Genomic DNA, 12,728 nt, shown 5'->3' on the forward strand with positions numbered 1-12,728 from the left:
CACGCAAACTCCTCGTCCGACTCAACGCCAAGGCCCGCGATGTCCGCCAACAACTCGCACTGGCTGCTTGACAGGCCAGACAGTCGCTCACCCGGACGTCCTGGCGGACGTCCGACCTCTCCCGCCACGCGGGAGAGGCAAAGGAAGCTTCCGCTTTCGAGACAGCCGGGACGAACCATCAACTCGCCCCCCACGGCTTAACCGCGGCCCATTGCGTCACCGGCATCAGCGGGCGCCAGCCGTGATAGCCGCCGATGGGCTCGGCCCGCGACACGGCGATGCGAGAGAGGGCGCCGCCGAGCCGGGACTGGTGGCCGATCACCGCCGCCTCGCCCTCCGCCGTCACCACATTGGCGACCAGCCGGCCGCCCGGCGGCAAAGCCGCCCAGCAGGATTCGACCAGTCCTTCGACGGTGATGCCGCCGCCGATGAACACCGCGTCCGGCCGCGGCAGGTCGCCCGCCAGCGCGGCCGGCGCGTCGCCGCGCACCAGTTTGAGGAAGGGCGTGCCCAGCGCCGCCGCGTTCTGGGCGATCAGAGCCAGGCGGCCATCGTCGCGCTCGACCGCCACGGCCCGGCAGCGCGGGTCGCTGCGCATCCATTCGATGGCGATCGAGCCGCAACCGGCGCCGACATCCCACAGCACCTGGCCGGGCGACGGCGCCAGCGCCGCCAGGGTCATGGCCCGGACCTCGCGCTTGGTCAGTTGGCCGTCATGGGCGAAGGCGTCGTCCGGCAGGCCCGGCACGGCCGGCAGCACGCGCGTCTCCGGTCCCGCCATGCAGTCGATGGCAATGGTGTTGAGGTCGTCGACCTCGCGGCCGTCCCAGCTTTCCGCAGTAGCGCGGACGATGCGCTCGCCCTCCCCGCCCATCCGTTCCAGCACCGTGAAGCCGCTGCGGCCCCAGCCGGTGCGGCGCAGCAGCTCCGCCAGCCGGGCTGGGGTGGTGCGGTCGGCGCTGAGCACCAGGATCTTCGCGCCGGGCTGCAGATGCGGCACCACCAGCTCCAGCGGCCGGCCGTGCAGCGTCACCATGCGCGCCTCGACCAGCGGCCAGCCGAGCCGGGCGCAGGCCAGGCTGAAGGCCGAGGGCGCCGGCAGCACCACCATCTCCGCGATCGGGATGCGGCGGGACAGGGTGACGCCGATTCCGAAGCACATCGGGTCGCCGCTGGCCAGGACGCAGACCCGGCGGCCGCGCAGGGCCTCGATCTCCGGCACCAGATCCAGCAGCTGCGGCGGCCAGGGGATGCGGCGGCGGCCATCCTCCGGCACCATCTCCAGGTGCCGCTTGCCGCCGACCACGATCTCGGCGGCGTCGTAGAGCGCGCGGGCCGCCGGTGAGAGGCCGTCCAGACCGTCCTCGCCGATGCCGATGACGCTGAGCCAGGGGGTCATCAGATGCCCTCCCGCGCCAGGGCGTTGACCGCGGCCGAGGCCATGGCGCTGCCGCCGCGCCTTCCAGGCAGGGTCAGGAACGGCAGGCCGCTTTCGGCCAGGGCCGCCTTGGATTCGGCGGCACCGACGAAGCCGACCGGGAAGCCCAGGATGGCAGCGGGGCGCGGCGTCCCCTCCTCCAGCAGCTCCAGCAGCCGGTACAGGGCGGTCGGGGCGTTGCCGATCGCCACCACCGCGCCGTCCAGCCGGTCGCGCCACAGCTCGACCATGGCGGCCGAGCGGGTGGTGCCGAGGCGGCGGGCCAGATCGGGCAGCGACGGATCGCCGATCAGCGACACCACATCGTTTCCCGCCGGCAGGCGCGAGCGGATGATGCCGGCCTCGACCATGCGGCAATCCACCAGCACCGGCGCGCCGGCCGCCAGCGCCGCCCGCCCCCGCGCCGCGACGTCGGGCGTGAAGACCAGGTCGTCCACCACCTCGACCATGCCGCAGGCATGGGCCACCCGGACCGCGAGCCCGGCGACATCCGGCGGGAACCGCTCCAGCCGCGCCTCGGCCCGGATGGTGGCGAAGGACTGCCGGTAGATCGCCTCCGGGTCGCGGAGATAGGCGTGCGCCATTGCGCCCCTCACCCGGCCTTCTTCAGGCTCTTCGGCCCCAGCGGATGGTCGGCATGGGGATAGGGATGGTGGTGGTGGCCGTGATCGTGGCTGTGCGGGTGGTCGTGGCCATGCTCGTGACTGTGCCCGTGATCGTGGTCATGGCCGTGGGCATGATCGTGGTGATGGTGACCGTCGCCATGAGGATGGTCGTGATCGTGGCCGTGGTCGTGGTGGTCATGCCCCGCCCCGCCGGAGATGCCCTCGACGTGATGGTGATGGCTCTCCTGCGGCAGGCCGACCTCGGCCTCGAAGCCCAGCACCTGCATCCGGTACTTGCACATCTGGCAGTTCATGTTGCCGGTGCCGTCGAGGATCTCGGCGATCCGCTCCTCGAGGGTCTGCAGCACCAGCGGATGGTCGTTCAGGTAGCGCGCCTTGACGAATTCGATGCCCGGATGGCGGGCAGCGACGGCGTCGGTGGCGTCATAGATCCGGTCGACCAGGATGCCGGTGAACAGGAAGTACGGGAACACGACGATGCGGCGGTAGCCCAGCTTCGCCGCATGCTCCAGCGCCGGCTCGACCAGCGGGAAGGTGACGCCGGAATAGGCGGTCTCGCCCCAGCCGAAGCCGATCCCCTCCCACAGCATCCGCATGACCTTGGCGACGTTGGAATTGGCGTCGGGGTCCGAGGCGCCGCGGCCGACCACGACCAGCATGGTCTCGTGCAGCGGCACCGGCCCGTCCTCACGGCGGGCGTCGGCGATCTCCACCGCCTCCTGCACCCGCTCGCCGGCGGCGCGCAGCATCTTCACGTCGATGCCCAGCTCGCGGCCATAGCGGATGGTCAGGCCCGGAGTCTGCGCCTGGTAGGTGTTGAGCACCGAGGGGATGTCGTTCTTGGCGTGGCCGGCGGCGAACAGCATGCCGGGGATCGCCAGCACCTCGGTCACGCCCTTGGCGCGCAGCCGGTCCAGCCCGTCGCGGATGATCGGGCGGGCGAATTCGAGATAGCCGTAATCGACCTCGTATTGCGGCAGGCGGCGGCGCAGCTGCAGGGACACGGCGGCGAACTCGTCCACGGCCCCCTGGTCCCGGCTGCCATGGCCGCAGATCATCACGCCCAGCTTGCCCGCCATCATGCCCTCCTGGCTCCACGCCATGCCGGCACGGCCGGGACGGATCCCGGCAGCGGACGGTGGGCGGCACGCGCGGATATCGCTTGGATCTATCCGTCCGATGGAACCCCGTCGCCTGGAGCCTGCTCGGGAACGCACCACTGTGGCCGCCTGCTGGCGGTTTCTGCGCTTCCGGTGCTCACGGACTCAAACGTCCGCTGCGCGCCGGTTCTCGAAACCACCAGCAATCGACTCACATCGGCGCATTCCGGAGCGGGCTCCGCTCGCGTCCCGGGGGCGTCGCGGGACGCACCGTCGACGTCCCGGCCGGCACATTGCTATAGGGTTCCCCCGGAAGGCAACAGCGACGCGACATCCGATGGACGATCTGCGACCCGGAAGACTGTTTGTCTTCGGCCTCGGCTACAGCATGACCCGGCTGGCGCGGCGGCTGCGCGACCTCGGCTGGCAGGTGGCCGGCACCACGCGCGACGTCGATCGGCTTGAGCGGCTGCGGGACGAGGGCTTCGAGGCCCATGCCTTCGGCCCGGACCAACCGCTGGCTCCCGCCGCTTTGGCCGGGACCACGCATCTGGTGCAGTCGATCTCGCCGGAAGAATCAGGCGACCCGGCTGTGCCGGCGCTGGCGGAGGCGCTGCGGGCGCTGCGGGAGCTGCGCTGGGTCGGCTACCTGTCGACCCCCTCGGTCTATGGCGACCGCGGCGGCGCCTGGATCGACGAAAGCGCCGACCCGACCCCCGGTTCGCCGCGCGGCTGGAAGCGGCTGGAGTCGGAGCGCGCCTGGTTCGCCGCCTTCCAGGACACTGGCGTGGCGGTGCAGGTGTTCCGCCTGGCCGGGATCTACGGGCCAGGCCGCAGCGCGCTGGACCAGCTGCGGCACGGCCGGGCCCGCCGCATCGACAAGCCGGGCCAGGTGTTCAACCGAATCCATGTCGACGACATCGGCACGGTGCTGATGGCCTCGATGCGCCGGCCGAACCCGGGCGCGGTCTACAACGTCGCCGACGGCCACCCCACCAGCCCGAACGACCCGATTGAGCACGCCGCCCGGCTGCTCGGCATCGACCCGCCGCTGTTGATTCCGTTCGAGCAGGCCGGCCTGTCGCCGCTGGGCCGCGAGTTCTACTCGGAGTGCAAGCGGCTGAAGATCGACCGGATCATCGACGAGCTCGGGGTTCATCTCGCCTATCCGAGCTATCGGGAAGGGCTGGATGCGATCTGGGCCGAGGAGCAGGCGTAAGCCTGCTCCTCTCCTGCCCTCACGCCGCGTCGGCCAAACCGCGCTTCTTCAGCAGGGCCTGCGGCTCCGGCGGGCGGCCGCGGAAGGCCTGGTAGGCCTCGGCCGGGTCGCGGCGGTAGCCGGCGGAATAGACGAACTCCGCCAGCCGGCCCGATACCGCAGGGTCGAAGATGTCGCCCGCCTCCTCGAAAGCGCCGAAGCCGTCCGCGTCCAGCACCTCGGACCAGAGATAGCTGTAGTAGCCGGCGGAATAGCCGCTGCCGGCGAAGACGTGCTGGAAATGCGGCGGCCGGTGCCGCATCACGATCGCCGACGGCATGCCGATGCGCTGCAGCGTGGCGCGCTCGAACGCCGCCGGGTCGGAGGCGTCCGCGCTCGCGGCGTGGAAGTCGAGGTCGACCAGGGCGGAGGAGATGAACTCGACCGTGGCGAAGCCCTGGTTGAAGCTCCGCGCCGCCAGCACCCGCTGCAGCAGCGCCTCCGGCATCGGCTCGCCGGTACGGTAGTGCAGCGCGTGGCGGCGCAGGATCTCCGGCCGCTCCAGCCAGTGCTCGTACAGCTGCGACGGGAACTCGACGAAGTCGCGCGCCACGTTGGTGCCGGCGATGGCCGGATAGGTCAGGTCGGACATCAGCCCGTGCAGGGCGTGGCCGAATTCGTGGAACAGGGTGCGGGCGTCGTCGAAGCTGAGCAGGCTCGGCGTGCCCTCCGCCGCCTTGGCGAAGTTCATGACGTTGACGACGATCGGGCGCACCTCGCCGTCGAAATTCTCCTGCTCGCGGATCGCCTCCATCCAGGCGCCGCTGCGCTTGGACGGCCGGGCGAAATAGTCGCCGTAGAACAGGCCGATGAAGCGGCCGTCTCGGCCCGTCACCTCCCAGGCCCGGACGTCGGGATGCCACACCGGCACGTCGCGGCGTTCCCGGAACGACAGGCCGAACAGGCGGTGCGCCGTGTCGAAGGCCGTCTCGATGATGCGCTCCAGCTGCAGGTAGGGCTTGAGCTCGCTCTCGTCGAGGTCGAATTCCTGCTTGCGCTGCTGCTCGGCGTAGTAGCGCCAGTCCCAGGCGGCGACCTCGAAATTGCCGCCCTCGGCCGCGACCAGCGCCTGCAGCTTCTCCTGCTCGCGCAGGGCGCGGGCCCGGGCCGGCTGCCAGACCGAATTCAGCAGCCCCAGCGCCGCCTCCGGCGTCTTGGCCATGGTGTCGGCCAGGCGGAAATCGGCGTAGCTGGGATAGCCCAGCAGCCGCGCCTGCTCGGCCCGCAGCGCCACGGTCTCGGCGATGATCGGCCGGTTGTCGGCCGCGGCGCTCTCGCCGCGGGCGAGCCAGGCCTTGAACGCCGTCTCGCGCAGGTCGCGCCGGGCGGAGAACTGCAGGAACGGCTCGACGCTGGACCGGCCGAGCGTGATCGCGTGCTTGCCCGGCTGGCCGCGATCGGCCGCGGCGGCCGCCGCCGCGTCGCGCAGCTCCTGCGGCAGGCCGGCCAGGTCGGCCTCGCCGTCCAGCACCAGGGCGTAGGCCTTCTCGTCGGCCAGCACGTTCTGGCCGAAGCGGGTGCCGAGCGTGGCCAGACGCTCGACGATCTCGGACAGGCGGCGCTTCGCAGTCTCGTCCAGCCCGGCGCCGCTGCGGGTGAAGCCGAGATGGTAGCGCTCCAATACCCGGTCCTGCTCCGGCGTCAGGCCGAGCTCGGCCCGGCGGGCGAACAGCGCGTCGACCCGGCGGAACAGCGCCGGATTCTGCTGGATCGCGTTGTGGTGCCGGGCCAACAGCGGCGCGATATCGCGCTCCACCACCTCGAGCTCGTCGTTGCTGTGGGCCGAGGTCAGGTTGAAGAAGGCGGCGGCGACCCGGCGCAGTGCGCGGCCGCTGCGCTCCAGCGCCGCGACGGTGTTGTCGAAGCTGGGCTCGGCCGGATCGCCGGCGATCGCCTCGATCTCGCGGATGTGCTCAGCGAGCGCGGCGTCGAAGGCCGGGCGGAAATGCCCGACCGCGATCCGCTGCCAGGGCGGGCTGCCGAACGGTGTGTCCCATGGCGCGAGCAGCGGGTTGGCGGAGGTCTCGAAGCTCATCGTGGCACCGCTTTGATCTGGATCCTTGGCGCCAGACTAGCGAGGATCGCAGCCCCGTGTCAGCAGCCGCGTCGCCGTCCGGATGACGCGGGATCGTTGAAACAATGTCGATATTTCAAGATTTAAAGACTTATAAATTTTGCATTGCAGCAAAATATTAGAGATTCTTGAGTTACGGTCACAAAGGTTTAACTGCCGATTTACTGAATTCCCGTTGCCGATTCCTGATCAGCCCCGATAGCATATCCCCGTATTCAAAACGAAAACCCCGGATGGTCCGGGGCCAGCAGGGGTTTGCAGATGACGACGCTGACGGTGAATGCGCCGAACGGGATCAACGGCGCCGGGTTCTCCTTCGACGCCCTGGCGCAGCTCGATTTCGACAGCCCACGGGTGGCCTCCCTCACCTCCACCGCAGGGCATATCGATTTCGACGGGGTGTCGATCGACCTGACCGGCAGCGGCCTCGGCGTCGGGCTGTTCGGAATCACCGGCGTGGTGACCGGGCTGGTGCTGTCCCAGAACGGCGCTGCCATCGCCACCATCACCGGCACGTCCCTCAGTGCCGCGACCACCTATTCGCAGATCGCCAACGGCGACTTCACCGGCCTCGCCAACAGCCTGTTCGCCGGCAATGACAGCCAGACCGGCTCGCAGAAAGGCGATATCCTGTCCGGCCTGGCCGGCAACGACACTCTCAGCGGCCTCGCCGGTGCCGACACGCTCGCGGGCGGCGTCGGCGACGACGTGCTGCGAGGCGGCGTCGGAGCGGACCGCCTAGTCGGCGGCGCCGGCATCGACACCGCGACGTACAGCGAGAGCCCGTTCGGGGTGACGGTCGACATCACCGCCGGCAAGGGCACCAGTGGCTACGCCTATGGCGACGTTCTGAGCGGCATCGAGAATGTCCGTGGCAGCTCCGCCAACGATGTCCTCAGCGGCGGGGCCACCGCCAACACCCTGCTCGGCAACGCCGGCAACGACGTGATCGACGGCCGCGGCGGCAAGGACAGCCTGGGCGGCGGTACGGGGACCGACCGTTTCGTCTTCGACGCCGTTTCGCACAGCACCGTCGGCGCCCCGGACCGGATCGTCGATTTCAGCCATGCCGAGGGCGACCGGATCGACCTGCGCCCGATCGACGCCGCCACCGGCGCCGGCGGCAACCAGGCCTTCAGCTTCATCGGCACGGCGGCTTTCGGTCACCATGCCGGTGAGCTGCACTATGCCATCACCGGAGGCACCACGACGATCTCCGGCGACATCAACGGCGATGCCAAGGCCGATTTCAGCATCGTCCTGACCGGGGCGATCCACCTGGTCGCGAGCGACTTCCTGCTGTAGCGGTGTGGGGCGGACGTCAGCAGCCGGTCAGGCGCGGCGTCCGTTCGACCTCCAGGGCGAAGAGCGGCCGAAGCCAGGTGCCGGCGACATTGCCGAAGAAGGCCGCGGCCAGCCATAGCCAGCCATGCAGGCTGCCCGACGCGATGCCGGAGAAATAGGCACCGATGTTGCAGCCATAGGCCAGCCGGGCGCCGTAGCCGAGCAGCAGCCCGCCGACCACCGCGGCGGCGACCTGCCGGCCCGGAATGCGCCACACCGGGGCGAAGCGCCCGGCCAGGCCGGCGGCCAGCAGCGCGCCGACGACGATGCCGATGTCCATCACCGAAGTGACGTCGGACAGGACGCTGCCGTTCAGGGCCGCGGCGCTGGTCGGCTTCGACCAATAGGGCCAGCTGGCCGGGTCGAAGCCGACCAGCGCCGCCGTCTTGGAGCCCCAGAGGGCGAAGGCCGAGGTGATGCCCCAGGGCCGCCCGGCCAGGGCCAGGGTGACGAAGTTCAGCACCGCCAGGGCGACGCCGCCCCAGACCAGCGGCCAGGGACCACGCAGCAACCGCTGCAGTCCGCGCGTCGCCGGCGCCTCGGGCGCCACCAGGGCGCCGTGCACGCGGCGCTCGCGCAGCACGGTCAGGCCCGCGATCGCGGCGAAGACGGCGAGGTTCAGCAGCAGCGCCGGCCACAGCCCGAGGCTGGTCACCAGCGACACGGCGGGCAGCGAGGGCTGCGCCGTCCACCAGTGCAGATGCGCCGCGCCGATCGCCGAGCCGGCGATGAAGAAGACCAGCGTCAGCACCATGCGGGTGGAGCCGCCGCCGACCGTGTACAGCGTGCCGGAGGCGCAGCCGCCGCCGAGCTGCATGCCGACGCCGAAGAGGAAGGCGCCGACCACCACCGAGACGCCGAGCGGCGAGACGTTGCCGCTGACCGGCTGGCCGAACAGAGTCCCGGCCGACAGCGCCGGGAAGAACAGCAGCACGGCGACGGCCAGCATCACCATCTGCGCCCGCAGGCCGGCGCCGCGGCCGTCGGCGATGAACACCCGCCAGGCCGAGGTGAAGCCGAAGGCGGCGTGATACAGCACCACGCCGAGCGCCGCGCCCAGGGCGTAGAGCGCCGCTTGGCGGGCGTCGATCACGGCGGAGAGCAGCAGCACGCCGGCGAGCAGCACCAGCCCGGCCAGGCCGGCGACGCGGAGGTTGATCGCCGGGGCAAGGCGCAGAGCGGCGGAATTCGGCCCGCCGGGAAGAGTGACCGTCGACATCGCATGAATCCGGAAGCGGCCGCCGCGAAGGTGGCCCGATCCCGAACACATAATCCGTTGGTACAAAATGTCAATTCTATGAAAATTACACACTACAATCGATAAATCCTATGGCGGCACTCCGCGCCTTTGTCGACCGGTCGTGCGCAGGTGCCATTGCGAAGGATCGTCTTCCGCGCGAGATTGAGTCTCGCGATTTCAGACGACGATTTGGACGACGGTGATGTTCTGCAGAAGCCTTTTCCTCGCTGCCCTGGTATTGACCGCAGTCGGCCAGGCTCATGCCGCCGCTCCCGAAGACTGCGCGAAGATCGCCGCCGATGCCGAGCGGCTGGCCTGCTACGACCTGCAGTTCAAGGCCAGCGTTTCGCCCGTGCCACAAGCGCCCGAAAGCAAGTGGGTCGTGCAGGAGCAGGTCTCCAAGATCGATGATTCGAAGAATGTATTCCTCCGCCTGACCTCGTCCGAGCCGATCACGGATCGCCTGGGGCAGCCGTCGGACCTTGTGCTCTGGATCGCCTGCCGCGAGCGCAAGACCAGTCTTTGGATCCATTTCGGCGGTCAATTCATGGCCGATCTGAATGGCGGCGGCGAGGTCACGTACCGGATCGACAAGGCTGCTGCCAAGACCAGATCGTTCGAGGAGTCGAACAGCAACGAGGCACTGGGCCTCTGGAACGGTATTCCGGCCATCGCCTTCATCAGGGAACTGTTCGGCGGAACCATGCTTCTGATCCATGCCACGCCGTTCAACGAGAACTCGGTCACTGCCGAGCTGCCGATCGCCGGTCTCGAAGAGGCGATCAAGCCGCTCCGGGAGGCCTGCCGCTGGTAGCGGATGCCGAAGCCCCGTCGACGACGTCGTCGCCAAGATCGACGGCATCGCCACCGATTGACTCGGACGACTCCGGATCCATGATCTTTCCATCCACTACACCATCGCTTCGGCCCGTGTCGGGGGGCGGGCGGGGTGGGATTATTGCGGCCGGGCCCACCACAAGCCGGGATCGAGGTCCGTCTTCGAACGATCCGGCCGAGATCGTGACCTCGCGACGCGGGTGAGCCGTCGTCGCTGGGAGATGCGTCCCGGATTGAGCATCTCCAACGCCGCGAGGTCCTTCAGGAGGACCGACATGGCCTATCTCGATGTAAGCCCGATGATCGTCGCGCTGCGCACCTCCCCGGCCGAGTTCGACATCCGCCGCGGGTTGCTGCGCCACAAGCCCAGCGGCCACCGGGTGGTGTTCGACCCGCTGGGCGGCAGCGCCCGGATCGAGGCGAACTGCGACTGCGCCCTGCTGCGCATCTCGTACCAGCAGAGCCGCGAGCTGACCGAGGCATATCACGACTGGGAGGAAACCTACTGGCGCATCGTGCGGATCAACCGCGACTTCGCCTCGCATTTCGACCGCCGCTTCTGGCCGAGGCTGGCGACCCGTCTCGAGCGCATCCTGCAGATCGGTCTGACGGCGCTCGGCCGGCTCATTCCGGCGCGGCGATCGAGGTCCGGCGAGAGCACGGCCGCTCGTGACGCCGCCATGCCGCCGATGCCGGCGGAATGACAAGGTAAGCGGATCGCGACGGGGCGGGACCTTTCGGGGCGGGGCGATCGACCGCTTCGCCCCTTCGGCTCATGCATGTTTCACGCCGAGCGCCCGGTCGATGCCGTAAGTACTGATACCTTATAAATAAATATCAAATAAAATTTTAATGTAGAATACCCTCTCCCTCGGTTAACAAATTATTCATTTCTGTGAGTATATATTCCTTGACTTGGATGCGTGTGTGTGATGAATTTCAAAAATTCCCAGTAACACAGGAAGGCGATCCAAGAATTTTCTTGAGAGACGAGAAAAATTGTCGCGAATTCGTCCGCCGGATTGTCGCTGGTCACGCGTCTGATCAGACCGGAGGCTCCAGTCGCCGTCTTCTGCCCGACAGCGCCGAGTCACAATCGATCACGACCTCAGTCGGGCCCGATGGCCAGCCCTTCCGGGAGTGCGGGCTCCCGCCGGCCGATCCCCATCATCTGCAGGTGAGGCTGTCGGCAGCGTACAGCGGCTGGCGTCCCTGATCGAGGCGCCGGGCCGAGCGCGAGGGGCCGGTCGTCGCAGAGATGCCGAAGGGCCTGCACGCAGGCCGCAGCCTTCCCGGCGAACGTCCCCGGCCGCTTGGTCGAAGGGCGCAGGGCAGAGCGGGCTTCGAGAGGAGTCCGCCTCGAAAATCAGAATCCGACCATAGGATGAGGAGAGAGAAATGCCCGACCTGAAGAAAGTCGATCTGGTGGTGCTGATCGACACCAGCGCCTCGATGAAGGACGAGGCCGAAGCGCTGAGCAAAGGCATGGTCACGGCGATCGAGGACGCCAAGAAGGCCTGCCCGTCCGATCTGCGGGTGCAGTTCCTCGGCATCGAGGGCACCTTCGCCAGCACCGACTTCACCAAGACCGCCCGGCAGTACCTGACCGGCATCGGCGTCGACGCCGGCCAGCTGGCGGCGCGGGCGCATGGCGGGGCGAAGGATTCCAGCGCCCAGGAGCAGATCGCCCAGACGGTGGTCGATCTCAGCCGGCATTTCGACTGGCGGGCCGGGACCGAGCGCGCCCTGTTCGTGCTCGGCGACGAAAGCCTGGACGGCGGCGGCCTGACCGTTGGCCCGAAAGCTATCAAGGCCAATAACCAAGCCATCGAGGCGGCCATCGCCGGCAAGGTCAAGGTCCATGCCTATCAGACCACGCTGCCGGCCCAGCCGACCCCGGAGCAGGAGGAGGCGCTGACCGAGGAGTACAAGCGCCTCGCCCTCAGGACCGGCGGCGAATACTACATCCACACCCAGGGCCTGGCCGATTTCCGCAAGGTGCTGCAGGACGCCATCTGCGCCAGCCAGGTGCCGGTGGGCGGCAGCGTCGACGACAAGAAAGACGAAGCCAATACGCTGAAGTATGGCGACAGAGTCCACCTCCTCAACGGCTATGCCGATTGGAATGGTGGCTATCTCGATACCTATGACTATTCCCGGGAGGCCGGCGCCAAGCACGGGGTCATAACCTCCGGCTCGCCGACACGGGATAGCGGCAGCGGCACCTGGGTCATCGAATCCGTGACCGGAAAGGCAAATGGCACCGAGGTCCTCAGCGGCGAGGCCATAAGGCTGCTCAACGCGTATGGGAACAACGGCGGCTATCTCGATACGAACGGGCATGCCGCCGCACCCGAGCTCTACAACGTCTCTACGGCGGACAAGACGAGCCGCAGCGCCGACAAGACTGGCCACAAGACTCTGGATTGGGTCGTGCTTTCCGGCGCCGCCGGATCCCCGGTAAAGTTCGGAGATCCGATCAACCTCCGCAATGAATACAACAACTCCCAGGGCGGCTTCCTGGACACCTGCAATGTCTTCCAGGGACAGACCACCAGAGCGTTCGGGCCTGGAGGCAATACAAAATACGCCGTATACACTCACCCATCCTCGGACAGAGCCGGTCAGGGCACGGGAAGCTGGAAGTTCCTGCGATCGACGGTATAGGAATGATGAGAGACGCAGGCAACTTCGGATAGATCAAAGATACGCGATGGGCGGGCGCCCCCGAAGCGCCGTGGGGTTACAGTTGTAACAACCCCCGGAGACCAACCCCCAGCTAAACACATGGTAAACAAAGATGCATATACC

10 protein-coding genes are annotated in these 12,728 nt (G+C 68.3%); 5 read left to right on the forward strand and 5 right to left on the reverse strand.

Features of this window, described 5'->3' with window-relative positions; translation table 11 throughout:
- Window positions 1-178: 178 nt before the first annotated feature.
- From cbiE to ACFW16_RS20340, 3 genes are read right to left on the reverse strand one after another with little or no spacing between them, the layout of a single operon-like run.
- Window positions 179-1,399 carry a precorrin-6y C5,15-methyltransferase (decarboxylating) subunit CbiE gene (gene cbiE / locus ACFW16_RS20330; protein WP_380308320.1) on the reverse strand — a complete coding sequence of 407 codons (1,221 nt, stop codon included), beginning with the start codon at window positions 1,397-1,399 and terminating at the stop codon, window positions 179-181.
- Entirely contained in the window at window positions 1,399-2,022 is a 624-nt protein-coding gene (locus ACFW16_RS20335) for a precorrin-8X methylmutase (RefSeq protein ID WP_380308322.1), read from the reverse strand. Before ACFW16_RS20335 ends, cbiE begins: the two co-directional genes overlap by 1 nt.
- Window positions 2,023-2,030: 8 nt before the next feature.
- The gene (locus tag ACFW16_RS20340) at window positions 2,031-3,143 is read right to left on the reverse strand and encodes a sirohydrochlorin chelatase (protein WP_380308323.1); all 1,113 of its coding nucleotides are present in this window, start codon (window positions 3,141-3,143) and stop codon (window positions 2,031-2,033) included.
- A gap of 358 nt (window positions 3,144-3,501) precedes the next feature.
- Here ACFW16_RS20340 and ACFW16_RS20345 point away from each other — a divergent pair, with 358 nt between their 5' ends.
- Entirely contained in the window at window positions 3,502-4,383 is an 882-nt protein-coding gene (locus ACFW16_RS20345; RefSeq protein ID WP_380308325.1) for an SDR family oxidoreductase, read from the forward strand.
- 19 nt (window positions 4,384-4,402) lie between these two features.
- On the opposite strand, the gene ACFW16_RS20350 is transcribed toward ACFW16_RS20345, so the two are convergent.
- Entirely contained in the window at window positions 4,403-6,457 is a 2,055-nt protein-coding gene (locus tag ACFW16_RS20350; protein WP_380308327.1) for a M3 family metallopeptidase, read from the reverse strand.
- A gap of 300 nt (window positions 6,458-6,757) precedes the next feature.
- Here ACFW16_RS20350 and ACFW16_RS20355 point away from each other — a divergent pair, with 300 nt between their 5' ends.
- Window positions 6,758-7,801 (forward strand): calcium-binding protein, encoded by a 1,044-nt coding sequence (locus ACFW16_RS20355; RefSeq protein ID WP_380308329.1) that lies wholly within the window; start codon window positions 6,758-6,760, stop codon window positions 7,799-7,801.
- 16 nt (window positions 7,802-7,817) lie between these two features.
- On the opposite strand, the gene ACFW16_RS20360 is transcribed toward ACFW16_RS20355, so the two are convergent.
- Window positions 7,818-9,059, reverse strand: a complete 1,242-nt coding sequence (locus ACFW16_RS20360; protein WP_380308331.1) for a YeeE/YedE family protein — start codon at window positions 9,057-9,059, stop codon at window positions 7,818-7,820.
- A gap of 223 nt (window positions 9,060-9,282) precedes the next feature.
- Between ACFW16_RS20360 and ACFW16_RS20365 the strand changes: the two genes are divergently transcribed.
- The 3 genes from ACFW16_RS20365 to ACFW16_RS20375 all read left to right on the forward strand — a co-directional run bounded on the left by ACFW16_RS20365 (window position 9,283) and on the right by ACFW16_RS20375 (window position 12,584).
- Entirely contained in the window at window positions 9,283-9,894 is a 612-nt protein-coding gene (locus tag ACFW16_RS20365) for a type VI secretion system-associated protein TagO (RefSeq protein WP_380308333.1), read from the forward strand.
- Window positions 9,895-10,192: 298 nt separating this feature from the next.
- Window positions 10,193-10,621: a hypothetical protein gene (locus ACFW16_RS20370; protein WP_380308335.1), complete on the forward strand. Its 429-nt coding sequence runs from the start codon at window positions 10,193-10,195 to the stop codon at window positions 10,619-10,621.
- Between the two features lie 694 nt (window positions 10,622-11,315).
- Complete coding sequence (locus ACFW16_RS20375) at window positions 11,316-12,584, forward strand: hypothetical protein (protein ID WP_380308337.1); 1,269 nt, start codon at window positions 11,316-11,318, stop codon at window positions 12,582-12,584.
- Window positions 12,585-12,728 lie beyond the last annotated feature (144 nt).

It is taken from the genome of Inquilinus sp. NPDC058860 (assembly GCF_042743185.1).
Lineage (GTDB): Bacteria > Pseudomonadota > Alphaproteobacteria > DSM-16000 > Inquilinaceae > Inquilinus.

What these genes read in the sequence shown, in the direction of transcription:
- cbiE (WP_380308320.1), bottom strand. Translation starts at nt 1,399, where the DNA reads ATGACCCCCTGGCTCAGCGTCATCGGCATCGGCGAGGACGGTCTGGAC.
- ACFW16_RS20335 (WP_380308322.1), bottom strand. Translation starts at nt 2,022, where the DNA reads ATGGCGCACGCCTATCTCCGCGACCCGGAGGCGATCTACCGGCAGTCC.
- ACFW16_RS20340 (WP_380308323.1), bottom strand. Translation starts at nt 3,143, where the DNA reads ATGGCGGGCAAGCTGGGCGTGATGATCTGCGGCCATGGCAGCCGGGAC.
- ACFW16_RS20345 (WP_380308325.1), top strand. Translation starts at nt 3,502, where the DNA reads ATGGACGATCTGCGACCCGGAAGACTGTTTGTCTTCGGCCTCGGCTAC.
- ACFW16_RS20350 (WP_380308327.1), bottom strand. Translation starts at nt 6,457, where the DNA reads ATGAGCTTCGAGACCTCCGCCAACCCGCTGCTCGCGCCATGGGACACA.
- ACFW16_RS20355 (WP_380308329.1), top strand. Translation starts at nt 6,758, where the DNA reads ATGACGACGCTGACGGTGAATGCGCCGAACGGGATCAACGGCGCCGGG.
- ACFW16_RS20360 (WP_380308331.1), bottom strand. Translation starts at nt 9,059, where the DNA reads ATGTCGACGGTCACTCTTCCCGGCGGGCCGAATTCCGCCGCTCTGCGC.
- ACFW16_RS20365 (WP_380308333.1), top strand. Translation starts at nt 9,283, where the DNA reads ATGTTCTGCAGAAGCCTTTTCCTCGCTGCCCTGGTATTGACCGCAGTC.
- ACFW16_RS20370 (WP_380308335.1), top strand. Translation starts at nt 10,193, where the DNA reads ATGGCCTATCTCGATGTAAGCCCGATGATCGTCGCGCTGCGCACCTCC.
- ACFW16_RS20375 (WP_380308337.1), top strand. Translation starts at nt 11,316, where the DNA reads ATGCCCGACCTGAAGAAAGTCGATCTGGTGGTGCTGATCGACACCAGC.